This window comes from Delftia sp. WSY_22 (assembly GCF_043104185.1).
Lineage (GTDB): Bacteria > Pseudomonadota > Gammaproteobacteria > Burkholderiales > Burkholderiaceae_C > Comamonas > Comamonas tsuruhatensis.
The window spans coordinates 123,628-145,092 of sequence record NZ_JBICKN010000057.1; the positions used below are offsets into that span (position 1 = coordinate 123,628).

General features: G+C 66.5%; 28 protein-coding genes. 27 read left to right on the plus strand and 1 reads right to left on the minus strand.

Annotated elements, in window-relative coordinates; all coding sequences use genetic code 11:
- The first annotated feature begins 136 nt into the window (after positions 1–136).
- From ACF8NF_RS24520 to ACF8NF_RS24650, 27 genes are all read left to right on the plus strand, one after another.
- Positions 137–922 (plus strand): GPO family capsid scaffolding protein, encoded by a 786-nt coding sequence (locus ACF8NF_RS24520; RefSeq protein ID WP_392451436.1) that lies wholly within the window; start codon positions 137–139, stop codon positions 920–922.
- A 39-nt stretch (positions 923–961) separates the two neighbouring features.
- A complete protein-coding gene (locus ACF8NF_RS24525; RefSeq protein ID WP_047473307.1) occupies positions 962–1,984 on the plus strand; it encodes a phage major capsid protein, P2 family in 1,023 nt (340 codons plus the stop codon).
- A 54-nt stretch (positions 1,985–2,038) separates the two neighbouring features.
- Entirely contained in the window at positions 2,039–2,743 is a 705-nt protein-coding gene (gene gpM, locus ACF8NF_RS24530; RefSeq protein WP_013803547.1) for a phage terminase small subunit, read from the plus strand.
- A 116-nt stretch (positions 2,744–2,859) separates the two neighbouring features.
- Positions 2,860–3,339 carry a head completion/stabilization protein gene (locus ACF8NF_RS24535; protein WP_392451437.1) on the plus strand — a complete coding sequence of 160 codons (480 nt, stop codon included), beginning with the start codon at positions 2,860–2,862 and terminating at the stop codon, positions 3,337–3,339.
- A gap of 1 nt (position 3,340) precedes the next feature.
- The gene (locus ACF8NF_RS24540) at positions 3,341–3,571 is read left to right on the plus strand and encodes a tail protein X (protein ID WP_392451438.1); all 231 of its coding nucleotides are present in this window, start codon (positions 3,341–3,343) and stop codon (positions 3,569–3,571) included.
- Positions 3,572–3,586: 15 nt separating this feature from the next.
- On the plus strand, positions 3,587–3,826 hold the full coding sequence (locus ACF8NF_RS24545; protein ID WP_043792502.1) for a holin: 240 nt from the start codon (positions 3,587–3,589) through the stop codon (positions 3,824–3,826).
- A complete protein-coding gene (locus tag ACF8NF_RS24550; RefSeq protein ID WP_392451439.1) occupies positions 3,823–4,353 on the plus strand; it encodes a lysozyme in 531 nt (176 codons plus the stop codon). Before ACF8NF_RS24545 ends, ACF8NF_RS24550 begins: the two co-directional genes overlap by 4 nt.
- On the plus strand, positions 4,350–4,931 hold the full coding sequence (locus ACF8NF_RS24555) for a DUF2514 family protein (RefSeq protein WP_392451441.1): 582 nt from the start codon (positions 4,350–4,352) through the stop codon (positions 4,929–4,931). Before ACF8NF_RS24550 ends, ACF8NF_RS24555 begins: the two co-directional genes overlap by 4 nt.
- Complete coding sequence (locus ACF8NF_RS24560) at positions 4,915–5,430, plus strand: phage tail protein (protein ID WP_392451442.1); 516 nt, start codon at positions 4,915–4,917, stop codon at positions 5,428–5,430. Before ACF8NF_RS24555 ends, ACF8NF_RS24560 begins: the two co-directional genes overlap by 17 nt.
- A 2-nt stretch (positions 5,431–5,432) precedes the next feature.
- Positions 5,433–5,906, plus strand: a complete 474-nt coding sequence (locus ACF8NF_RS24565; protein ID WP_392451443.1) for a phage virion morphogenesis protein — start codon at positions 5,433–5,435, stop codon at positions 5,904–5,906.
- A gap of 69 nt (positions 5,907–5,975) precedes the next feature.
- The gene (locus ACF8NF_RS24570; protein WP_392451444.1) at positions 5,976–6,530 is read left to right on the plus strand and encodes a phage baseplate assembly protein V; all 555 of its coding nucleotides are present in this window, start codon (positions 5,976–5,978) and stop codon (positions 6,528–6,530) included.
- Positions 6,530–6,889 carry a GPW/gp25 family protein gene (locus ACF8NF_RS24575; RefSeq protein ID WP_392451445.1) on the plus strand — a complete coding sequence of 120 codons (360 nt, stop codon included), beginning with the start codon at positions 6,530–6,532 and terminating at the stop codon, positions 6,887–6,889. Before ACF8NF_RS24570 ends, ACF8NF_RS24575 begins: the two co-directional genes overlap by 1 nt.
- On the plus strand, positions 6,886–7,725 hold the full coding sequence (locus ACF8NF_RS24580; protein WP_392451446.1) for a baseplate J/gp47 family protein: 840 nt from the start codon (positions 6,886–6,888) through the stop codon (positions 7,723–7,725). Before ACF8NF_RS24575 ends, ACF8NF_RS24580 begins: the two co-directional genes overlap by 4 nt.
- Complete coding sequence (locus ACF8NF_RS24585) at positions 7,725–8,672, plus strand: phage tail protein (RefSeq protein ID WP_392451447.1); 948 nt, start codon at positions 7,725–7,727, stop codon at positions 8,670–8,672. The genes ACF8NF_RS24580 and ACF8NF_RS24585 overlap by 1 nt, the downstream gene beginning before the upstream one ends.
- A 3-nt stretch (positions 8,673–8,675) precedes the next feature.
- Positions 8,676–9,164: a hypothetical protein gene (locus ACF8NF_RS24590; protein WP_392451448.1), complete on the plus strand. Its 489-nt coding sequence runs from the start codon at positions 8,676–8,678 to the stop codon at positions 9,162–9,164.
- A 7-nt stretch (positions 9,165–9,171) separates the two neighbouring features.
- Complete coding sequence (locus ACF8NF_RS24595; protein WP_392451449.1) at positions 9,172–11,325, plus strand: DUF4815 domain-containing protein; 2,154 nt, start codon at positions 9,172–9,174, stop codon at positions 11,323–11,325.
- The gene (locus ACF8NF_RS24600) at positions 11,315–12,349 is read left to right on the plus strand and encodes a virulence-associated protein (RefSeq protein WP_392451450.1); all 1,035 of its coding nucleotides are present in this window, start codon (positions 11,315–11,317) and stop codon (positions 12,347–12,349) included. Before ACF8NF_RS24595 ends, ACF8NF_RS24600 begins: the two co-directional genes overlap by 11 nt.
- Positions 12,350–12,360: 11 nt before the next feature.
- Positions 12,361–13,077 carry a hypothetical protein gene (locus tag ACF8NF_RS24605; protein WP_392451451.1) on the plus strand — a complete coding sequence of 239 codons (717 nt, stop codon included), beginning with the start codon at positions 12,361–12,363 and terminating at the stop codon, positions 13,075–13,077.
- Between the two features lie 4 nt (positions 13,078–13,081).
- Complete coding sequence (locus tag ACF8NF_RS24610) at positions 13,082–13,852, plus strand: hypothetical protein (RefSeq protein ID WP_392451452.1); 771 nt, start codon at positions 13,082–13,084, stop codon at positions 13,850–13,852.
- 9 nt (positions 13,853–13,861) lie between these two features.
- Positions 13,862–14,290 carry a hypothetical protein gene (locus ACF8NF_RS24615; RefSeq protein WP_392451453.1) on the plus strand — a complete coding sequence of 143 codons (429 nt, stop codon included), beginning with the start codon at positions 13,862–13,864 and terminating at the stop codon, positions 14,288–14,290.
- A 169-nt stretch (positions 14,291–14,459) separates the two neighbouring features.
- Positions 14,460–15,656 carry a phage tail sheath protein gene (locus ACF8NF_RS24620; RefSeq protein ID WP_392451454.1) on the plus strand — a complete coding sequence of 399 codons (1,197 nt, stop codon included), beginning with the start codon at positions 14,460–14,462 and terminating at the stop codon, positions 15,654–15,656.
- 15 nt (positions 15,657–15,671) lie between these two features.
- On the plus strand, positions 15,672–16,181 hold the full coding sequence (locus tag ACF8NF_RS24625) for a phage major tail tube protein (RefSeq protein ID WP_392451455.1): 510 nt from the start codon (positions 15,672–15,674) through the stop codon (positions 16,179–16,181).
- 85 nt (positions 16,182–16,266) lie between these two features.
- Positions 16,267–16,617, plus strand: a complete 351-nt coding sequence (locus ACF8NF_RS24630) for a phage tail assembly protein (protein ID WP_392451456.1) — start codon at positions 16,267–16,269, stop codon at positions 16,615–16,617.
- 8 nt (positions 16,618–16,625) lie between these two features.
- Positions 16,626–16,757: a GpE family phage tail protein gene (locus ACF8NF_RS24635; protein WP_392451457.1), complete on the plus strand. Its 132-nt coding sequence runs from the start codon at positions 16,626–16,628 to the stop codon at positions 16,755–16,757.
- A 15-nt stretch (positions 16,758–16,772) separates the two neighbouring features.
- Positions 16,773–19,421: a hypothetical protein gene (locus tag ACF8NF_RS24640; protein WP_392451458.1), complete on the plus strand. Its 2,649-nt coding sequence runs from the start codon at positions 16,773–16,775 to the stop codon at positions 19,419–19,421.
- 11 nt (positions 19,422–19,432) lie between these two features.
- Entirely contained in the window at positions 19,433–19,891 is a 459-nt protein-coding gene (locus ACF8NF_RS24645; RefSeq protein WP_392451459.1) for a phage tail protein, read from the plus strand.
- 9 nt (positions 19,892–19,900) lie between these two features.
- On the plus strand, positions 19,901–20,953 hold the full coding sequence (locus ACF8NF_RS24650; protein WP_392451460.1) for a contractile injection system protein, VgrG/Pvc8 family: 1,053 nt from the start codon (positions 19,901–19,903) through the stop codon (positions 20,951–20,953).
- Here the strand turns inward: ACF8NF_RS24650 and ACF8NF_RS24655 are convergent.
- A complete protein-coding gene (locus ACF8NF_RS24655; RefSeq protein ID WP_392451461.1) occupies positions 20,926–21,141 on the minus strand; it encodes a hypothetical protein in 216 nt (71 codons plus the stop codon). The two genes, ACF8NF_RS24650 and ACF8NF_RS24655, sit on opposite strands and share 28 nt — an antisense overlap.
- Positions 21,142–21,465: the final 324 nt, after the last annotated feature.

Genomic DNA, 21,465 nt, shown 5'->3' on the forward strand with positions numbered 1-21,465 from the left:
GAGTTTGTCCCGCGCGCGCGCGAAAAGCAGCATGCAAAAACTGTCACTCGTCTAGCCACAGAGCGCGCTGATTGCTACAAAACTTGCACCGAAAGAACATAGGCACCAGATCAACTCTCACCACTGGCTGCACGCTATGAGCAAGAAATTTTTCCGGGTCGCCACCGAAGGCAAGACGGTGGATGGGCGCGAAATCAAACGCGAATGGATCGAACAGATTGCCAACACCTACAGCCGCGCCAAGTACGGCGCGCGGGTCTGGGTGGAGCACCAGCGCAGCATGTGGCATGACAGCCCATTCAGCGCCCAGGGCGACGTGCTGGAAGTCGAGGCCCGCGAGGTCGAGGACGGCCTGCTGGCCCTGTTCGCAAGCATCAAGCCGCTGGAATCGCTGGTGGCCATGAACCGCCAGGGCAAGAAGATTTACAGCTCCATTGAGGTGGAGCCCAACTTCCAAGGCAAGGGCGAGGCCTATCTGATGGGCCTGGCCGTGACCGACAGCCCGGCCAGTACCGGCTGTGAAGCACTTTCGTTCTCGGCCAAGGACGGCAAGAAGCTCTTTACGGAATTCATCGAGACCGAGCTGGACTACGGCGATGACGAGCCCGAGGCAGGCCCGGCCCGCGATGGAGTGGTTTCCAAGCTGCTGTCCAAGTTCAAGCGCCTGTCCGGCCGCCAGGAAACCGGCGAGAAATTCGCGGCGGAAATGACCGAGGCCATGCAGGAGGCCGGCAACGCCATGGAAGCGCTGGACGGCAAGGTGTCCAAGTTCGGCACCGAGCAGCAAGACCTGCGCAAGAAGCTGGAGGAACACCTGGAGGCCTTCGCCGAGTTCCGCGAGAAGGTCGAGAAAACCGACAGCAACCCCAACAAGCGACCGCTGAACACCGGTGGCGCCGGCTACGAGAAGGCCGACTGCTGACCCCTGGCCAGCCCACTACACCAGACCGAGGAAACCGACATGCAAAAGCTCACCCGCCAGCAATACAACCAGTTCTTGAAGGACCAGGCCCAGCTCAATGGCGTTGAAAGCGCCGCCGAGAAATTCGCCATTGAGCCCAGCGTGCAGCAGCGCCTGGAAACCAAGATCCAAGAATCCAGCGAGCTGCTCAAGCGCATCAACATCGTGCCTGTCACGGAAATGGAAGGTGAAAAGCTCTACCTGGGCGTGACCGGGCCGATTGCCAGCCGCACCAACACCCAAACCAAGGACCGCCAGACCCGCGATGTGAAGGCCATCGACGGCACGAAATACCGCTGCGAAAAGACCAACTACGACACCCACACCCGCTACCAGACCCTGGACATGTGGGCGAAGTTCAAGGACTTCCAGCCGCGCCTGTCCCGCAGCATCTACGAACGCTGCGCCCTGGATCGCATCATGGTGGGCTGGAACGGCACCAGCGTGGCCGCAGACACCGACCTGGTAGCCAACCCGCTGCTGCAGGATGTGAACATCGGCTGGCTGCAGCAGCTGCGCAATACAGCGCCGGAGCGTGTGCTGCATGAAGTCGTTCAAGGCAGCGGAAAGGTCAAGGTCGGCCACAGCGCTGGCAATGACTTCAAGACCCTCGATGGTCTGGTCTACGACGCCTACAAAACGCTGCTGGACCCCTGGCATGCCGAAGCCGCGGATCTGGTGGCGATCACAGGCCGCGACCTGATGCACGACAAGCTGTTCCCGCTGGTCGATGGCCAGAAGGCGCCCACCGAGATCCTGGCGGCCAGCATCGTTGCGAGCCAGGCCCGGCTGGGGCGCCTGGCGGCCAACGCCGTGCCGTTCTTCCGCCCCAATGCCATCCTGATCACCAGCTGGTCGAACCTGTCCATCTACTACCAGGAAGGCGGACGCCGCCGGTCGATTCTGGACAACCCGAAGCGCGACCGCGTGGAGACCTACGAAAGCTCCAACGATGCTTTCGTCATCGAAGACCTGGGCAAGGCCGTGCTGATCGAAAACATCGAGATCGAGCCCGAAGCCTGATAGCAGCCAGCGCGCCGGCTCTGATCGGGCCGGCGCCACACCAGCGGGGAACCCATGAACCAATCACCAGCCCAGCGGCACCGCTTGCGCGTGCTGGCGGCCAAGCAAGCCCAGCAGGCGGCCGATGCCGGCGCGCACGGCGAGGCCACAGGCTCGGCCTATGAAATGCAGCTGACGCAGCTGCACCAGTTCCGCCTGCGCCTGAAGGACGTGCAGAGCCTGGAGCGGCGCGCCGAGATGAAGCGAACGATGCTGCCCGAGTTTGACGACTACATCGACGCGGTACTGCAGGCCGCGCCGGGCGTGCAGGACGACGTGCTGGCCACGGTCCTGCTGTGGAGCCTGGATGCAGGGATGTATGACCGAGGCCTGGCGCTCGCCAAATACGCGCTAGAGCACGGGCTCAAGATGCCCGACAGATTCGAGCGGCCCGTGCAAACCATCGTGATCGATGAGGTAGGCGAGGCCGTGATGGCGGGCCGGCTGGCAGGCAAGGACGCCGTGCGCATCACGGCCGAGGTCATCGCCATGACCGATGGCCTGGATGCACACGACCAGGCCCGCGCCAAGCTCTACAAGGCCGCCGGCTGGGCGCTGCTGGGCAAGACATCGAGCAGCGATGTGGACATGGAGTCCCGTCCCATCACCGCATGCCGCAAGGCCATGCCGCTGCTCAAGCGCGCCTTCGAGCTGGACACCCGTACCGGCGTGAAAAAAGACATCGAGCGGCTGGAGCGCCGCCTCAAGAAAGAGGCATAGCTCCAACCGCCGAAACCGAGCGTACCCCGCGCCCGTGGCGGCCCCAGGGCAAGGACAGCTGACACAGCACCGTCCAACGCCCTGGGCCACCGCCACACCTCAACACCGGAGCCTGCATGTTTGTATCCAACGTCAACCCACCGAACCAGAGGCCAACGGGCACTGTTGCTGGCGATGGCTGGTGGCCCGATGTGGACGCAGACCGCATGCTCAAGGAATGCCGCTTTGACGCGACCGTGACCCCCGATCGATTGCGCCAGGCCGTGGTGCTGGCCGTGGCCGACATCACGGGGCAGCTGGAAGCCTGGCGGGCCGAGCAGGCGGCCGCCGGCCATGACGCCCTGGACAAGGTGCCAGCGCGCCAGGTGGACGGCAAGAGCGTCAAGCCTGTGCAGTTCCTGCGGGCCGTGCAAAGCCATGTGCAGGCCGAGCTGGCCGAGGCCTACCGCGATCTGGACACCTTGCCGAACGGCGAGGGAAAGGAAGGGCGCGTGCTGTCCCGTCTGGAGATCCGCGTGGACACGTTCCAGCGGAACCTGCGCAACGCCATCGCGGATCTGCGCGGCCGGCGGCGAACCATCGTGGAGCTGATCTGAGATGGCCGCACCCGCAAACATGCAGCCGGGGCTCGCTGTGCGCGCGCACGCGCATGACACGCTGGACGGACTCGTATGGCGCCATCTGGGCGCCACAGGCGGAAACGTGGAGGCCACTCTGGCCGCCAATCCGGGCCTGGGCCGGTTTGCAGACGACTTGCCAGAGGGGCACCTGGTGCGCCTCGTCACCGCGCCGGCACCGACCCGCCAGCGCGTTTACCTGTGGGACTGAGAGAGGGAGAAAGCAGTGGCAGACAGCATCGAGAAAGTCGCCATCATCGGCGGCAAGACGGCAACCTACGGTGGCGCCATCAGCGCCGTGGTCAGCGGGCTGACGATTTCCGAAATCGGCGTCATCGTGGGCATCATCGTCGGCGTGGTGGGTCTGCTGCTGGGCCAGTATTGGCAATGGCGCAAGGACCGGCGCGAAGAACGCGCGCTCACCGCCTGGCTGGAAAACGAGGCCGGTGGGGAGACCGTCCTATGAAGTGGCCCAGCAACATCAAGATTGCTGCAGGAGCCTCGGCGGTGGCCGTGGGGGTGGCTGGTCTGCTGGTTCAGTTCCTGCCCGTGGAGGAAGGCCGCAGGCTGGGCGCATACCGCGACCCCATCGGCATTCCCACAATCTGCGAAGGCTGGACCCGTGGCGTGCAGATGGGCGACCGCGCCACGCAGGCTGAATGCGACATGCTGACCCGCCAGGGCATACAGGAGGCCTGGGAAGTCTTCGAGCGCTGGGTGCCTGCCCATGTGCGCAATGGCATGCCTGACCAGACCCTGGCCGCCTTCCTGAGCTTCATCTACAACGTGGGGCCAGGGCAGGCCGGCAGCAAAGACGGCTTTGTGTGGCTCAAGAGCGGCCGGCATTCCACCATGCTGCTGCGCCTGCAGGCCGGCGATGTGCGCGCCGCGTGCGAGCAACTGCCGGCGTGGGTCACTGCCGCAGGCATTCGCCTGCGCGGCCTGGAGCTGCGCAGAGGGCGCGAAATGGCGATGTGCCTGGAGTCCCTATGAACCGTCAACGCGGAGTGATGCAATCCGCTGTGCTGTGGGCTGGGGTACTGGTTGCTGTGGCGGCTGCCCTGAGCGTGCAGCAGCTGCGCATCAGCCACCTCAAGGCCCAGCACGCGCAAACCTTGCAGGGCCTGGCAGAGAAGACAGCAAAGGCCCAGACCGAAATCACCCGCTACATCGAGGCCGTGGGCCGCTATGACAGGCAGACCCGGCAGGCGATGGAAGAACAGGAAAGGAAAGCCCGTGAGGAAAATGAGGCCCTGGGCCGCGTTGCTGATGCTGAACGCGCTGGCCGGCTGCGCAGCGACAGGCTCCTTGAACAGCGCACCCGAGATTTCCAAAACATGGCCCGAAGTGCCGCCACTGCCGCAGAGCGCGAGGCAACTGCCGACGCCATCGGAGTGCTTGCCGACGTGCTCGGCCGCGCTGATGAGCGAGCGGGAGTCCTGGCGTCAACAGCTGACCAGGCCCGGGCCAGAGGCGCCGCCTGCGAGCGCGCATTCGGCGCGGTAGCGCAGCGTATCAACGCAGGCCCACAGGCCGTGGCGCAGGAGCACCAGCATGTGGAAACTCGATAGCCTGCGCCGCCTCATCCTGCAGGCCGTGCCGAAGCTGGCAGAGAACCCTGAGAACCTGATCGTGCGTGCGGCCGGCGGCCAGGTGCTGGCCACCGGGGCAGATAGCCTGTCCTATGAATACCTGTACACGGCAGAAATCACCGTGCTGGACTATGCCGGGCACGCCGATGCCCTGTTCGTGCCCCTGGTGGCCTGGCTGCGCGTCAACCAGTCCGACGCCCTGGACAACGCGGAGAAGCGCCAGAAGGCGCTGCTCTTCGATGTCGAGCAGCTCAACGACACCGCCGCAGATGTCGGCATCCGCGTGCCGCTGCGCGAAGCCGTCATAGTCAAACCGGACCCAGACCACCCCACGCGCTACAGCGCGATGCACCCGAAGGAACCGTGCCACCCGGGCGGCAACTGCGTGGCCGAGCATTGGGAGCTGTACCTCAAGGATCAGAAGCTGTGCGAGTGGGACATTGAAGCCCCGCCGGAACGCACGCGGTTTGAGATGTAGCCATGGCAGATATGCGCGCGCTTGAACTGTGGGCCGAGTCGCTGCTGGCCAAGCTTGCGCCGGCAGCGCGCCGCCGCCTACTGCTGGACCTGGCACGGCAGCTGCGCGCCCGCAACAGCCAGCGCATGGCCGGCCAGCAGACGCCGGACGGCGAGAAATGGGAACCCCGCAAGACCCAGGGCGACGGCCTGCGAAACAAGCGCGCCCAGATCCGCGCCCGCGCCAAAGCCCGCCGCCCCTTGTTCGCCAAGCTGCGCATGCAGCGTTGGCTCAAGGCCAAGGCCCAGGGCGATGCGGCCGTTGTGCAATTCGCAGGCCGTGCAGATCGCATCGCCCGCGTGCATCATTACGGCGAGCAGGACCGCGTGGCCAAGAACGGCCCCATGTACGACTACCCAGAACGGCAGCTGCTGGGCATCCCCGCCGAAGACGCCGACCTGCTACGCGACCTCATCCTGCGACACCTGCACCCCTGATTTCTGTCATGTCGGCAGCCACAGCACGCGCTGCTGGGCTTCGCGCGTGCGCGGCGGCACGATGACCGCATGACCGAAACACCGCAGCAAGAAAGCCCCTACGAGCTGACCCGGCGCCTGGAGAACCTGGCACGCCGTGGCACCGTGGCCGAGGTCCGCGCGAAGCCGCTGGCCGTGCGCATGCGCTGCGGAGACAACATCACCGACTGGCTGCAGGTGCAGTGCCTGCGGGCCGGCACGCAAGGCTCCACCTTCTGGGCGCCGGAGGTGGGCGAGCAGGGCCTGGTGCTGAGCGTAGGCGGCGACATGCGCCAGGGCGTCGCCCTGCTGGGTCTGTACAGCGAGCAGATGGACCAGCCCAGCGATGGCCCGCCGCACATCAAGCTGAACAAAGACAACACCCATTTCATCCGATACGAAGGCGGCGTGCTCACCCTGCGCATTGAGGATGCGTCCATCACCATCTCGCGCGACGACATCACCCTGAGCACCGCGAAAGCATCGTTGAGCGTCAGGGATCTGGTGCGGGCTGCACCCGATGTGGTGGCCCAAGCCATCAGCCTGGTGCACCACGTCCACGGCGGCGTGCGCAGCGGCGACAGCAACACGGGGGAACCGCGATGATGAGCCGCACCACCGGCCGGCGCATCGGGCTTGTCGAGCACCTGGTGCAATCCATCGGCGACATTCTGAGCACGCCCATGGGGAGCCGGGTGGCTCGGCGCACCTACGGTTCGCTGGTCCCTCTACTGATAGACCAGCCCGACAACACGCAGACCGAGGCGCGCCTGTATTCCGCCATTGCGTCTGCGCTCATGCGTTGGGAGCCGCGCTTGTCCATTGACCGCCTGCGCATCGTGCGCGATGCACAGCGGCCAGGACGTGCACAGCTGGTGATCGACGGAGCCCTGCTATCGGCCTATGCACCCCGCGCCAAGCCGCTGAGCCTGACCGTGGATATCGGAAATACGGGGGGTGCATGACCGACCTGGCCACCCTCCCCGCCCCGCAGATCATCGAGCCGCTGGACTTCGAGCAGATCCTGGCCGACCTCAAGGCCGACATACTGGCCCGCGCTCCCGAGCTTGCCGAAGTCCTGGCGCTCGAATCTGATCCCATCCTCAAGCTGCTGGAGGCATGCGCCTACCGGGAACTGCTGTACCGTGCCCGCGTCAACGATGCCGCCCGCGCCCACCTGCTGGCCTTTGCCACGGGCGGCGACCTCGACCACCTGGCCGCGCAGTACGGCGTGGACCGCCAGGCCGGCGAAACCGACGACCGCCTGCGCACGCGGCTGCAGCTGCGCATCGCCGCGCTGGCCGGCCAGGGCACGCGCGAGCACTACGAATTCCACGCCCTGACCACCTCGCCCCTGGTGCGCGCCGTGCGGGCCAGCCAGGCGGCGCCGGGCAGCGTGCTCGTCATGCTGTGGGTCACCGACCAGGCGCAGGCCCAGGCCGTGCGGCAGCTGGTGTCCGAGGCCCTGAATGCCGACAACGCCCGCATGCTGGGCGTGCCCGTCAATGTGGCCGTGGCCGTGCCACGCACCATCGACATCACTGCGCGCATCACCCGCACGCGCACCGCGCCGGCCGGCCTGCTGCAGCAGCTGCAGGCGCGCCTGCAGGCGGCCTTTGCCGGCATGGCCAGCCTGGACGGCAGCGTGGCGCGCAGCTACATCACCACGCTGCTGCACGTCGATGGCGTGCACGCCGTGGACTACCCGGACAACACGCGGCCCGCGCCCATCACGCCGATTGCGGCCGGCGAATTCCCGGCCCTGGGCGCCGTGGACCTGATCGACGCGGGGGTGGCCTGATGGACGCCCGCCGCAGCATCCTGCCGCCCGCATCCACCCGCCTGGAGCGCGTGATAGACACCACGCTGCCGCGCGACTGGGGCGCCATGGCCGACGCGGCCGAGCCGGCCAGCACCGCCCAGCACCCGGCCCTGCTGCCCTGGCTGGCCCAGCAGTGGCAGCTGGGGCAATTCGAGCGCTATTTTTCCGATCCGCGCGAGCTGCTGGCCAAGGGCCTGCCCTGGCTGCGCGAGCGTGGCAGCGCCGCCGCCGTGCGCCGCGCGCTGGCCTGGCAGGGCTACCTGAGCGTGACCCTGGAAGAGGACGGCGCCCGCCTTCACATCAACCCGGGCCGCGAAGTCAGCAACAGCGATATCGCGCGCATGGCCCATGTCGTGCGGGCCAGCATCCCGTTGCACGTCCATTTCTATCGGGTGTTCTACCGCTTCGATCTGCGCGCCTTGCGCTGGGACCGCGCGCCCAAGCTGGACGGCGCCCTGTGGGACAACGACAGCGGCACGCCCGTGGACGTGGGCGAGGGTGAGCCGCCCGTCATCGGCAGCCAAGGCCGCATCAACCAGTCCCAGGCCCAGGCGCCCCAGCTCACGCCGCTGCGCAGCGCCGACCACCAGCACACCAGTGGCCGCATGCGCCGGGCCGACCAGTTGCGCCTGGACGTGTGGCGCTGGGACGGCCGCATGCAGCGCATGGCCACGGGCTACCAGCTGCAGACCACGCCCGGCCTGGCGCCGCAGCGCGCCCGGCATCAGCCATGGACCAACAGCGGCGAGGCCTGGGCCGCCAGTGCAGGCACGCGGCCCGGCCAGTGGCCTGGCGCCGCCAACACCCTTGCCACGGGAGCCGCAGAGCCCCGCATGGCCCCCGCACGCGGCTGGACCGGGCGCTGGGACAGCGACCACTGGCAGCAATCCAACATCCACAGCAAAACCACCGAATCCGAGGAATAGCCCATGCAGACACTGCAAGACGCCGGCCGTATCGCGCTGGCCAAATCCCTGGCGGCCATGCCCGTGCACATCGCATGGGGCCGTGGCGATGGCGCGTGGCCCGCTCCCCCGGCCACCCCTGCCGACCGCACCACGCTGCTGGACGAAATCGGCCGCCGCACCGTGGTGGACGTGGGCTATGCCGTGCCCGGCACCGCCCAGGACCACGATATCGAGATGCCCGGCCAGGTCTACTACAAGACCAGCCCGGTGCCCACGCCCTTCCTGCTGCTGCGCACCACGTTCGCCTTTGCCGATGCGCAGGGTGAAACCGTGCGCGAATGCGGCGTGTTCTTTGGCACCGTGGCAAAGGCAAGCGTGCCACCTGGCCAGCGCTACCTGACGCCCGCCGAGATCGAGAACCCGGGCACCGTGTACTGCCTGGAATACCGCTGGCCGGTCCTGCGCAGCGGCACCACCAAGGCCACCGAAGAAATCGTGATCCCACTGTGAGCCGCGCATGACTGCATACAACCGACACGACCCCGCCAAGGGCTACACCGAACACATCTTCCACGCCGACCGCGTGGCGCAGTCGGCCGAGCAAAACGAGACACAGGCCCAGGCCCGCTATGCCCTGCGCCGCGTGGCCGATGTGCTGTTTGCCGATGGCGACATCACGGCCGGCGCGCGCTGCAGTGTCAACGCCGAAACCGGCGCCTGCCAGCTGGAAGCCGGCAGCATCTACCTGAACGGCGCCGTCCATGACGTGGCCGCCGCCGCGCTGCAGATCGCCGTGCAGGGCACCGTCTACATCGGCGTGCACTACGCCACGCGCATCGTCACGGCCGAGCAAGACCCGACCCTGTACAACCCGGCGGTGGGGACCAGCGGCTACGGCGAGCCCGGCGCCGACCGCCTGCAGGTGTCCGTCGCCTGGGGCCTGCAGGGCCAGGGCGAAGGGGATTTCTACCCCGTGTGGACCGTTGAAGATGGCATCGTCAAGCCGCGCGAGCCCGCGCCCCAGCTCAACGCCGTCACCAAAGCCATAGAACGCTATGACCGCGACAGCTCAGGCGGCACCTATGCCGTGCGCGGCCTGCTCACGCTGCAGCTGCCCGACGATGACCAGGGCCGCCAGGTCTACGCCATCACGGCCGGCGCCGCGCGTGTGGGCGGCGTATCCATTGAAGTGCCCGCCGACCGGCGCCTGGTCTATGCGGCCGAGGCCAACATGGCCCAGGTCAACAGCGAGCCCCACAGCAGCAGCACGGATGCGCTGCAGCATGTGGCATTCGACCGCTGGCCCGTGCTGGAGCCTGCCACCCTGCGCATCACGCGCCGCAAGTCGGCCCAGGTGGTGCACGGCAGTTTCGTCGGCGCGGCCGACCCGCTGCCAGACGCCAGCGTTGTGCAAATCAACAGCGTCACCCAGGGCGGGACCACCTACAAAAAAGACATCGATTACAAGTTGACGGCCGGGCAAATCGACTGGAGCCCGGCCGGCGCCGAGCCCACCCCGGGCAGCACCTACAGCGTGGGCTATGACTACATCAGCACCGAGCCCCCGCAGAACCAGACCACGCGCGGCTTTGACGTGCAGGGCGCGCTGCCGGCCACCCTGATCCTGGTGGACTATCGCTATGCGCTGCGCCGCATTGACCGCATCGTGATGGGTGGCGATGGCCTGCTCAACGTGGTCAAGGGCATTCCCGCCACCTGGCAGCCCGTGGCGCCCGATGTGCCGGCCAACGTGCTGGCCCTGGGCAGCATCTACCAGACCTGGGAGAGCGACACGCGCCGCACCGAGTCGGACAGCGTGCGCGTGGTGCCCATGCAGACCCTGGTGGCCTACCGCGAGCGCATGGACCGCATCGAGATGGATCTGGCCGAGTTGCGGCTGGCCACCGACACCGCAGGCCGTTACAGCGGCCTGAAAAAAGGCTACTTCGCCGATCCCATGATTGATGACAGCATGCGCGACCAGGGCCTGCAGCAGACGGCCATGGTGGCGGGCGGCGCGCTGCAGCTGTACGAGGCCGAACACGCCTACATGCTCGGCGACGGCAAGACCTCCCACAGCCTGGAGTACACGCTGGCCAAGGCCCTGGGCCAGGGCGCCACCAGCCGGTCGATGAAGGTCAACGGCCTGCCCACCCCCGGCGTGCTGCCCGCCACCGTCGCCCTGGTCCCCAGCGTGGACCGCTGGGAGCAGCCCGAGGAATTGGCTTACCCGCGCACCGTCAATTCGAGCTACTGGTACTACGACACCATCGAAACGATGGAGGCCCGTTACAGGGACCAGATCGACGAAAGCCTGCTCGATACCAGCGGCATCACCCTGCGCCCGCTGGAAGTCAAGTTCTCGCTGGCGGGATTCCGGCCGCTGGAGGCGCTGCAAAGCCTGCATTTCGATGGCCAGCCTGTGACGGCCCAGGCGCTGGCGGGCGGCACCCTGGTGGCCTCGGCGGCCGGCGTGCTGGAAGGCCAATTCACGATTCCCGAGGGCGTGCCCGTAGGCGCCAAAACCGTGGAGATCAAGGGCGAGCACGGCAGCGTCGGGCAGGCGCAGTTCGTGGGCAGTGCAGTCCTCACCATCAAATTTCAGCACTACGGCACCTCCTGGTACGGCGCGCGCATGGCTGGCTCTAGAACTGTTACCTATGTCATATAGCACCATCACCCAAATCATCACCCCGGCGCGCGCCCAGCAGTGCGCCGCGCTGGATCTGTACTTCCTGGCCAGCGGCGGCCCGGCCATCGTGGTGCTGGCGGCCCTGGACGATGCCGGCCTGCCGGGCCTGGCCCTGCGCGAGCAGCGCGTGGAGAGCGCGCAGACAAAGACCGATGGCACGGCCACGCGCGTGACCTGGCCGGCCCTGGTCCAGCTGCAGGCGGGCACCAGCTACGCGCTGTGCGTGTCCGCTGCAGACACCGACACCGCCCTGGCTGTGGCCCAGGTGGGCGATGCCCGCCAGGACGGCACGGGCTGGGTCACGGCCGCGCCGGCCGAGGTGGGCCAGCTGCTGGAAATCAATGCCTCCGGCATCGTCACGCGCCACGCCAACCGCGTGCTGCGCTTTGATCTGCATGAGGCGCAATACCCGCTCAAGGTCAAGACCGTGGAAGTCGGCACGCAGGAGGTGGCGAACGCCACCCTGCTGCTGATCAATGCCGGCGCCGAGCAGCCCGACCCCACCGCGCGCATCACCTACGCCATTGAACTGCTGGGCGCAGGCGGCGCCGTGCAGCGCGTCATCGAGGCCGACGCCGGCCAGCCCGTGCGCCTGGATGAGCCCTACACCGGCACCGTGCGCGTGAAGGCCACCATGCGCGTGGGCGACAGCGGCATGGGCGCCGTGCTGGCCCCCGCCACCATCCTGGCCGTGGGCAGCCTGCTGCAGTCGGGCACCTACATCTCTCCCGTCATTGCCACGGCAGGAGGCACCGAGCTGCGCGTGATCTTCGAGGGCACCATCCCGGCCGGCGCCGCCGTGGCCGTGCATGCGCAGCTGGCCGGCAGCGAGGCCTGGACCTTGGTGCCCTACCTGTCCAGCAGCCCGCAGACGGCCGGCACCATCGAATTGACGCACCGGCTGCAGGGCCTGAGCGCGCCAAGCCTGCGCCTGCGCCTGACGCTGACGGGCACCACCACCGCCCGCCCTCTGGTGGACAACCTGCGCGCCGTGGTGCTGTAACGGGGGGGCTCATGAGCGATATCAACGACGACACCGGCACCGAACTGCCGCCCGTGCTGGAGCGCACCGAGTACCTGCAGCTGCCCCTGCCCCACTCCAACAACAGGCTGGAGCTGGACGTGGACCGCCTGCGCGAGTCGCTGCGCCTTATTGACGCCGCCAGCCGATCCGTGGACCAGCTCATGGGCACCAAGGCCAACCAGGACGATTTGCAGGCGCTGGACCTGGCCATGACTCAGGAAATGGCTGCGGCCGCGCAACAGCAGCAGCTGCTGCTGCAGCAACTCCAGCAGCAGCTACAGCAGCAAATGCAGCAGCAGGCCAATACGCTGAACAGCAAGATTGACAACAAGAAAATCGACCTGCAGACGGTCCTCAACTCCAGCACGATGGCCGAATTCTTATGGGGGGTGCGCAGGACGGCACAGCTGCTGCAGGCTCACTCGAATTCAGCGTCCAACGGCGTGCCGTTCGACGCCGCCGTGGAGTATTCGCTGTATGCGGCCGAGGTCTACAGCCGACCCCTGCCTGCCAATCCCACCCTCGGCGACACCATCGTGCTGCTGGACCCGTGGAGCCTGTGGAGCCTGGGGCGATTCACACTGCGGCGCGGCAACCCCGCGCATGTCATCAACGGCGTCTATGAGGACGTGCTATTCAACGCCAACGCCCGGCGTGTGACGCTGCACTACTCGTGGGCCAACTACTGGACCCTGTCCATCGGATAACAGCATGGATCTCAGCAAAATGATGGGCGGCAACCTGCTTTTGGTCCGCTCGGAAATGATCTTCACCACCCAGACCATCGCCGTGCCAGATGACGGCTGGGCCGTGGTTGCAGGCATGGGCGGCGGCGCGGGGGGCGGAAAGAACCTGATAGCGGGCAACTCCGCGCCATGGGGCGTCAAAATCTTTGCGGTAGCCGCTGGCCAGGCCATTGGCTTCACCATCGGCGCCGGGGGCGCCCCGGTAGGCTACGACACACGGGCCAACGCGGGCGGCGATACCTTCATCAGCTACGCAGGGGCCACGATCATGACCTGCAGGGGCGGTGATGCCGGGCCTGCCAGCACTACCGCAAAGGCGCCCGTGGTGGCAACGGTCACGGGCGCGGACCTGTGGCGGGCGGGCCGGCAGCCAATGAGTAGCCAACCGGCAGGGGGTGCTGCCGTCGATGTGGGAAATTTCACATTCAGCGAGGCCCTATCCGCTGGTGACCATGCAGTAGACGTAATCGGAGGCGGATCGGGTGTTCCGGTGGGCTACTACTTCTGGCCATTCGACATTACGTTTTCGGGCATTTCTCCCGGCATGCCCGGCGTGGGGGCTGCAGCCGGATCGGGTAAGCCTTCGGGCTTTTTCGCGGGCGGCAGTGGCTGGTCCGACTCTGGGCTGCAGTCGCTGCCGGGCCGTGGTGCCTCTGCAGGCGTCTCGGGGGGCAACACGCCGCGTTACGGCGGGGCGGGATTGGCTCATGTGCGACTTTTCAAGCGCGCCAATTGAGGAGCAACAATGCAGATCATTGAAATCCTGAACGCACAGGGGAAAACAGAAAACACCATCCTGGCCGACGAATCCACCGCCCAGGCCCTGTACCCCGGCCGCTGGCGCCTGGCCGAGCAGCAGGAGCAGCCAGCGCCCGCGCCGCAGATCCGCCGCCGCATCACCCCGCTGGCCTTCCGCCGCCGCTTCACGGGCGCCGAGCGCGCCGCCATCGAATGGGCCGCCGTGGACCGGGCCGATGCGGGCCAGCAAGAGCGCATGCAGGCGGCGCAGCTGCGCAGCAACCTCAAGGACCAGGAGCTGGCCAGCTTCATCGACCTTGACGACCCGGACGTGGCGGCCGGCGTGCAGCTGCTGGAAACCGTGGGCCTGATCGCAGACGGCCGCGCGCTGCAGATCACGGACACGCCGCCGCGCCCCGACGAGCTGCCGGCCTGACCTGGCCGCGCCACCCGCACCAACACCGCAAGCCCGCCACTCGGCGGGCTTTGTCTTTGTGTCGTACGCCCAGCGACAGCGGCCATTTCTGGCTATTGCGGCTGGTGCCGAGCACCATAGGCTCATCTCGCGCGAGCCGCGCACCAGCAACACATTCAGGGGCTCAACAATGGCCACAGCAAGTTTTCACCACGGCGTGCGCGTCACCGAACTGAACGCCGGCACCACGGCCCTGCGCATCGTCTCCACGGCGGTAATCGGCATGGTGGCCACGGCCAGCGATGCAGACGCAGAGTTCTTTCCAGTGGACACGCCCGTGCTCGTCACAGACATTCGCCGTGCGTTGGAGAAGGCCGGAACCTTGGGCACGCTGGCGCCATCGCTGGAAGCCATCGAGCAGCAATGCCGCCCCGCCATGGTCATCGTGCGGGTTGCTGACGGGGTTGGCGCCACCGAAGAGGAGCGCCAAGCCGACCAGATCAGCAAGGCCGTGGGCGACTACCGCAACGGCAAGCGGACTGGCGCGCAGGCTCTACTGGATGCACAGGCCACCCTGGGCGTGAAGCCGCGAATCCTGGGCGCGCCGGGCCTGGACGCCAAGCCCGTCACCGATGCGCTTACAGCCATCGGCGAAAAGCTGCGCGGAATGGTCTATGCCTCGGCCTGGGAGTGTGAGGACGTGAGCGCGGCCCTGCTGTACCAGAACGATTTCGGCAAGCGCGAAACCATGCTCATCTGGCCGGAATTCACCCGCTGGAGCACGGTGCAGAACAAGAGCATCGTCGCACCGGCTACCGCATATGCCCTGGGCCTGCGCGCTCGCATTGACGCGGAGCAGGGATGGCACAAGAGCCTGTCCAATGTGCCCCTGAACGGCCCCACCGGCATCAGCCGCAGCGTGTACTGGGATCTGCAGGGCACGGACTCAGACGCCGACCTGCTCAATGAGGGCAAAGTCACGACGCTCATCAATCACCAGGGGTTCCGCTTCTGGGGCAACCGTACCTGCAGCACCGAGCAGAACTTCGCCTTTGAAACCGCCACGCGCACGGCCCACATCCTGGCCGACACCATGGTGGAGGGGCACTTCGAGTTCGTGGACAAGCCCCTGCATACGTCCATCGTGAAGGACATCATCGAGGGCATCAATTCGCGTTTTCGCACGCTGCGCTCCCAGGGCTACATCCTGGGCGGCGAATGCTGGTACGACGAAACCGTCAACAGCACGGAAACGCTGAAGACCGGCAAGCTGCTCATCGACTACGACTACACGCCCGTGCCGCCGCTGGAAGACCTGGGTTTCCGCCAGCGCATCACCGACCGTTTCTATCTCGACTTCGCCAACCGCGTTTCCAGCGGCTTGTAAGCACAGGAGCAACACATGGCACTGCCACGCAAACTGATCAACTTCGCGCTGTTCGTGGACGGCGTGAGCTATCGCGGCGAAGTTCCCGAGGTGAAGCTGCCCGAGCTGTCCCGCAAGCTGGAGGACTACCGCGCCGGCGGCATGGATGGCGAGATCGCCCTGGACATGGGCCAGGAAAAGATGGAGGCCGAGATCAAGGGCGCCGGCTTCCTCGATGGCCTGACCGCGAAATGGGGTTCTCGCCGCCACGATGCCGTGATGCTGCGCTTTGGCGGCTCGCTGGCGCGTGACGACGAAGGGGGCTCGCAGGCCTGCGAGGCCCTCATGCGCGGCCGACTGGCCAAGCTGGACACCGGCAGCCAGAAGGCCGGCGACATGACCGAGCAGAACTACACCTATGCACTCAGCTACTACAAGCTGACCGTGGGCGGCCGCGTGCACTTCGAGATTGACCTTGTGAACATGATCTGCATCGTGGACGGCGAGGACATCCTGGCCAACGTGCGCGCCGACCTGGGCATCTGATCCCACAACCAGGCAACCACCTGCGGGCGGCGCCGCCCAACCCGGCCCGCCCGCTCCTTTTTGACATTCACGCGGGGAACACAACATGACAGGCAAGACCGAAGCTACCGACAAGCCGCAAGCTGCGGCACAAAACACCGTGGGCGGACGCCCTTGCGTCACCGTGACGCTGGAAGCCCCCATCAAGCGCGAGGGTGGCGACCTGGCAAAAATCCAGATCATCAAGCCGCAGACCGGTGACCTGCGCGGCGTCTCTCTGGTGGATCTCATGCAGATGAACACCGATGCCATCGTCAAGGTGCTGCCCCGTGTGACGCATCCCAGCATCGTTCCCCATGAAGTCAAGGACATGGACATTTCCGATGTCCTGCAGGCCGGAACGGAGCTGGTGAATTTTTTGCTGCCTGCATCGGCCAGGGATCAAGCGAGCGTGTAGAGGACTACATGACCGACCTGGCCATGGTGTTCCACTGGCCGCCCTCTGCCATGTATGCCATGGAGATGGATGAACTGATCGACTGGCGAGAGCGCGCCGTCAAGCGTTGGAACGAAGTGCACGCGACCCCAAAGAAATAGCAGCAGGAGAATGCCGTGGACAGGCTCCGCCTCGAAGTCATCATGAGCGCGGTGGACCGCGTGACCGGGCCGCTACGGCGCGTGGTTTCTGGCAGCTCGGCCACGTCGCGCGCGCTCAAGACCCTGCGCGACAACTACAAGCAGCTGGAGGCCCAGCAGGGCCTTATCAAGAATTTCCGCAACGCGCACAAGGCATCCGCCACCCTCACCGGCGAACTGGCCGCGCAGCGCGCCAAGGTGCGGGCACTCGCGGCAGAGCATGCAGCGGCCGGCAACGTGACGGCAGCGATGTCGCGCCAGATGGCCCAGGCCCAGGCCAGGGCGCGCGAACTGAAGGACCGATTCGCCCAGCAGCAGGCCGCATTGCAGGGGCTGCGCGACCGCATGGGCCAGGCAGGAATGTCCACCACGGGCCTGGCCGCCAAGGAACGCAGCCTGCGCGCCGACATGGAGCGCACCACCGCCGCCATGGCTGCACAGAAGACGCGCCTGCAGGCGCTGACCGATGCCCGGCAACGCGCCGGCCGCATGGCCGCTCGGGGCGCCGGCATGGCGGCGGCCGGAATGGGCAGCTACTACGCCACCAGCCGCGCAGCCCATGCGGCCACCGGCCTAATGGGGCAAAGCCGCACAGCAGCCGGCGAAGCCATCCGCATCCGCGCCCTGGGCCTGGAAGGCGAAGACGCCGGCAAGGCCATCGACTACGCGCGCAACTTCAAGAGTTACGGCACCAGCACCACGGACAATATGGCGCTGATGCGCGATGCCGTGACCGTCTTCAATGACTTCGACCACGCCAAGGATGCGCTCCCCTTCCTGGCAAAGATGAAGTTTGCGAACGAGGCCGCCTTCGGGGGCGAGCATGCCGCTGACAACGAGCGCAAGTTCATGGACATGCTCAAGGTCATCGAAATGCGCAACGGCGCCAACAACCGCGAGGACTTCGAGCGCAACGGCAACCTGGTGCAGCAGGTGCTGACGGCCACAGGCGGCCGGGTCGGCGCCGAAGACTGGCTCAACCTCATCAAGACCGGCGGCGTGGCCGCCAAGGGCATCAGCGAGAAGGAATTCTTCTACCGCCTGGAGCCGCTGGTGCAGGAAATGGGGGGCGACCGCGTGGGCACGGGCATGATGTCCGCTTATCAGAATCTGTACCAGGGCCGTACCACCAAGCGAGCGGCCAACATGCTGGATACGCTGGGCCTGATCGCCGACCCGTCCAAGGTCAAGCACGACAAGGTGGGCCAGATTGCCCAGCTCGGCGTTGGGGCGCTCAAGGGCTCCGATGTGTTCCAGCGCAGTCAATTCGAGTGGCTGGAAACCGTGCTGGTGCCGGCGCTCAATGCCAAGGGCATCAGGAGCGAGAAGGAAGTGCTGGACGCCATCGGCGGCATCTTTTCCAACCGCAACGCGGCCGGCCTGTTCGCCACGATGTTCCAGCAGCGGTCCATGATCAACAAGAGCTATGCGCTGAACGAGCGCGCGGCCAACGTGGACACGCTGCACGGCATGGTCAAGGAAGGACCGCGCGGCAAGGAAATCGACCTCGAAAAGCGCCGCGACGACCTCTATCTGCGCATGGGAGAGGCCGCCCTGCCCTTGTACGTGCAGCTGCTGGAAAAGGTCACGGCGGTGACCGAGGCGGTATCCAACTTCGCCCAGGCGCACCCCGGCCTGACTAAGGCAGTGATGTACACGGGCGCCGCATTTCTGGGCCTTGGCGCTGTAATGACCGCGCTGCTCATCCCTCTGGGCCTGCTGCTGGCCAAAGGCGCCCTGGTGCGATTCCTGTTCGCAAGGATCTTCGGCGGCGCCTCTGCAGCCGCTGCGGGCGGGAGCCTGCTGACCAGGATCTGGGCAGGTCTCAGTGGAGCCATGGCCAGGGCCGGACAGGCTATCGCCTGGGTTGCCGGCATTCTCCGCACCGGACTGGCCTGGGCAGCAGGTTTCGCGGGCAAGGCCATCATGGCAATCGCCCGTGTGGTGCTGTTCGTGGGGCGGTTTCTACTGGGCTCGCCGCTGGGGATCGCCATTTCCCTGATAGCAGGCGCCGCCTATCTCATCTGGCGCAATTGGGACCAGATGAAGGCCGGCTTCCTGACCATCTGCGACCAGCTGAGCACTGCGGTTTCGCAGTGGTGGGCCAGCGTGGCCGGAGGGGCCGATGCACTGTGGCAGGACATCGTGGGATGGAAGGACAAGTTTTTCACCGCCGGCGGTGACCTGGTGGATGGGCTGATTGCGGGCATCCGCGCCAAGTGGGATGCAGCCAGGGAAGTGATGGGGGGAATGGCCGAGAGCATCAAGCTCTGGTTCACCGAGCCCATGCAAATCCAATCCCCGTCGCGCGTGTTCATGCGCTACGGCGAGCACATCAGCGAAGGCGCGGCCCTGGGCATCGAGCGTGGCCAGGCGCTGGCGCGCGTGGCGGCCGTGGGCCTGGCCGGCATCACCATGGCGCCCATGGGCGCTGCGGCATCCACCCCCATGGCCATGGCCAGCGGTGCCGCGCCGGCTGCGGCCGGCGGCCCCATCAACATCACCATCAACGCTGCCCCGGGCCAGGACGCACAGGCTATCGCCCGCGCAGTGTCCGCAGAACTGGACCGGCGCGAGCGGGACCGCGAATCGCGCCGCTACAGCCAGCTGGCCGACATCGACTAGGAGCAACGCCCATGATGGCCGCCCTGGGGCAATTCGTTTTTGCCCTCGACACCCTCGCTTATCAGGAACTGCGCCGCAGCATGGCCTGGCGCCACCCCAGCAATAGCCGTGTGGGCGCCAGGCCAGCGCGGCAATTCCTCGGCCCCGGTGACGAAACCATCACCCTCTCAGGCCTGCAGGCGCCCGAGCACTTCGGCAACCGCCGCACCATCGACAAGCTGCGGCAGATGGGAGACACCGGCGCCGCCTATGCGCTGGTGAACGGTGCTGGCGAAGTATTCGGCGCATGGGTCATTGAATCTGTGGAAGAGACCGGCACCCTGTTCATCCGCGAGGGCCTGCCGCGACGCATCGAATTCACGCTGCAGTTGGCGCGCGTCGATGACCGCCAGGCAGATCCATCAGGGGGCACGGGCGGCGACGGGGTGCCAGACGAGGACTGGGACGATTGGGATTGGTGGATGGAATGAGGCAGGGCCATGGAAATTGATCTGCAAGACCCCGAGGGCGTCTACCAAAAGCCCGACTACCAGCTGCTGCTGGACGGCCGCAACATCACCCAGAACCTGCGCGGCCGGCTCATCCGCCTGTCATTGCGCGAAAGCCGCGGCGAAAAGGCCGACCAGCTGGACATCGAGCTGGACGATTCCCGCGACAGCCTGGCGCTCCCACCCGTGGGCGCCCGTCTGGCGCTGCAGCTCGGCTATACGCGCGGCGGCGGCTGGTGGGACAAAGGCGAATTCATCATTGATGAGATCGAGCACAGCGGCGCCCCCGACACCATCATGCTGCGCGCCCGCAGTGCAGAAATGCGCCAGACCTTGCGGCAGCGGGCCAGCAACAGCTGGCACGGCGCCACGTTGGGCAACGTGGTGCGGGACATCGCCAAGCGCAACGGCATGCAGGCCAATGTGGACGACGCCCTGGCCGGCCTGCCCGTGCAGCACATCGACCAGACCAACGAAAGCGATATGCACTTCCTCACGCGCCTGGGGCGACAGCACGACGCCGTGGCCACGGTCAAGAAGGGGCGCCTGGTGTTCTTGCCCATCGGCAGCACGCGCAATGCCGGCGGCAAGCAGCTGGCCGCTGTGCAGATCCGCCGCCAGGACGGGGACCGCCACCGCTATCACACCGCCGCGCGTGATGCATACACGGGCGTGCGGGCCTACTGGCACGACAACGGCCGCGCATCTCGCCAGGCCGCCATCGACGGCGAGGAAGAAAACCTCAAGACCCTCAAGGACAGCTATGCCACCGAAGATGACGCCATGGCTGCGGCGCGGGCCGAGCGCGGGCGCCTGCAGCGTGGTGCCGCTACGCTGGAGATCACCCTGGCCATCGGCGATCCATCAATCATGGTGCAATCGCCCGTCACCGTCAGCGGCTTCAAGGAAGACATCGACGGCGAGCAGTGGCTGTGCAAAACCGTGGAACACACCCTGGATGACAACGGCCTGACCACACGCCTGGAGATGGAGCGGGCAGGCGGCGAAAAGACGCGTCAACCCGGCAAACGCTGGAGCCGATGACCGCCAGCAGCCCAGCCAAAGATCCCGCCGAGCGCGGGATTTTTCTTGTTTGCCGCGCCCACATTTCGCCATGTGACAAAACCGCGCTTTTCCCGACGATTCCCGACACCGAAACGGTCCAGCGAATCGGCCGCAAAGCGCCACCACGCCTTGCGCGCCAGCGTACCGACACCCTCGACGAAAGCCACATGTTTAGCGCGCAGGTGCGGCGGGGACTCAACCGCGCGCCAAGGGGGCGCATGCTAAACCATGGCTTGAACAGGCTCCGACCGGGCATGGCTGGAGTGCCGCTCTGCCACGATGAGAGGCCACAAGAAGGCACGTCGAGAGCGCTTGGCCTCGCACAAAGGATCGGGACGTGCGAGCCACAGCACTCGAATCTGCGTGCTTGTGGCATACACTTTTTGGGTAGGGGAGCAAAGTCCTTGGGTCGGCGCCACAAGCGCTGCCCAGCGGCCTGTGCAGGGCCCCGGCACAATGTGCGTTGGGGCACATCGGTACCCCGAAGTCTT

Bases quoted from the DNA above. Each gene is read 5' to 3' on its own strand.
- ACF8NF_RS24525 (WP_047473307.1), top strand. From the start codon at position 962: ATGCAAAAGCTCACCCGCCAGCAATACAACCAGTTCTTGAAGGACCAG.
- ACF8NF_RS24635 (WP_392451457.1), top strand. From the start codon at position 16,626: ATGACCGACCTGGCCATGGTGTTCCACTGGCCGCCCTCTGCCATGTAT.
- ACF8NF_RS24610 (WP_392451452.1), top strand. From the start codon at position 13,082: ATGGATCTCAGCAAAATGATGGGCGGCAACCTGCTTTTGGTCCGCTCG.
- ACF8NF_RS24650 (WP_392451460.1), top strand. From the start codon at position 19,901: ATGGAAATTGATCTGCAAGACCCCGAGGGCGTCTACCAAAAGCCCGAC.
- ACF8NF_RS24605 (WP_392451451.1), top strand. From the start codon at position 12,361: ATGAGCGATATCAACGACGACACCGGCACCGAACTGCCGCCCGTGCTG.
- ACF8NF_RS24600 (WP_392451450.1), top strand. From the start codon at position 11,315: ATGTCATATAGCACCATCACCCAAATCATCACCCCGGCGCGCGCCCAG.
- gpM (WP_013803547.1), top strand. From the start codon at position 2,039: ATGAACCAATCACCAGCCCAGCGGCACCGCTTGCGCGTGCTGGCGGCC.
- ACF8NF_RS24535 (WP_392451437.1), top strand. From the start codon at position 2,860: ATGTTTGTATCCAACGTCAACCCACCGAACCAGAGGCCAACGGGCACT.
- ACF8NF_RS24615 (WP_392451453.1), top strand. From the start codon at position 13,862: ATGCAGATCATTGAAATCCTGAACGCACAGGGGAAAACAGAAAACACC.
- ACF8NF_RS24540 (WP_392451438.1), top strand. From the start codon at position 3,341: ATGGCCGCACCCGCAAACATGCAGCCGGGGCTCGCTGTGCGCGCGCAC.
- ACF8NF_RS24620 (WP_392451454.1), top strand. From the start codon at position 14,460: ATGGCCACAGCAAGTTTTCACCACGGCGTGCGCGTCACCGAACTGAAC.
- ACF8NF_RS24575 (WP_392451445.1), top strand. From the start codon at position 6,530: ATGAGCCGCACCACCGGCCGGCGCATCGGGCTTGTCGAGCACCTGGTG.
- ACF8NF_RS24565 (WP_392451443.1), top strand. From the start codon at position 5,433: ATGGCAGATATGCGCGCGCTTGAACTGTGGGCCGAGTCGCTGCTGGCC.
- ACF8NF_RS24625 (WP_392451455.1), top strand. From the start codon at position 15,672: ATGGCACTGCCACGCAAACTGATCAACTTCGCGCTGTTCGTGGACGGC.
- ACF8NF_RS24520 (WP_392451436.1), top strand. From the start codon at position 137: ATGAGCAAGAAATTTTTCCGGGTCGCCACCGAAGGCAAGACGGTGGAT.
- ACF8NF_RS24580 (WP_392451446.1), top strand. From the start codon at position 6,886: ATGACCGACCTGGCCACCCTCCCCGCCCCGCAGATCATCGAGCCGCTG.
- ACF8NF_RS24630 (WP_392451456.1), top strand. From the start codon at position 16,267: ATGACAGGCAAGACCGAAGCTACCGACAAGCCGCAAGCTGCGGCACAA.
- ACF8NF_RS24570 (WP_392451444.1), top strand. From the start codon at position 5,976: ATGACCGAAACACCGCAGCAAGAAAGCCCCTACGAGCTGACCCGGCGC.
- ACF8NF_RS24555 (WP_392451441.1), top strand. From the start codon at position 4,350: ATGAACCGTCAACGCGGAGTGATGCAATCCGCTGTGCTGTGGGCTGGG.
- ACF8NF_RS24595 (WP_392451449.1), top strand. From the start codon at position 9,172: ATGACTGCATACAACCGACACGACCCCGCCAAGGGCTACACCGAACAC.
- ACF8NF_RS24585 (WP_392451447.1), top strand. From the start codon at position 7,725: ATGGACGCCCGCCGCAGCATCCTGCCGCCCGCATCCACCCGCCTGGAG.
- ACF8NF_RS24550 (WP_392451439.1), top strand. From the start codon at position 3,823: ATGAAGTGGCCCAGCAACATCAAGATTGCTGCAGGAGCCTCGGCGGTG.
- ACF8NF_RS24560 (WP_392451442.1), top strand. From the start codon at position 4,915: ATGTGGAAACTCGATAGCCTGCGCCGCCTCATCCTGCAGGCCGTGCCG.
- ACF8NF_RS24590 (WP_392451448.1), top strand. From the start codon at position 8,676: ATGCAGACACTGCAAGACGCCGGCCGTATCGCGCTGGCCAAATCCCTG.
- ACF8NF_RS24645 (WP_392451459.1), top strand. From the start codon at position 19,433: ATGATGGCCGCCCTGGGGCAATTCGTTTTTGCCCTCGACACCCTCGCT.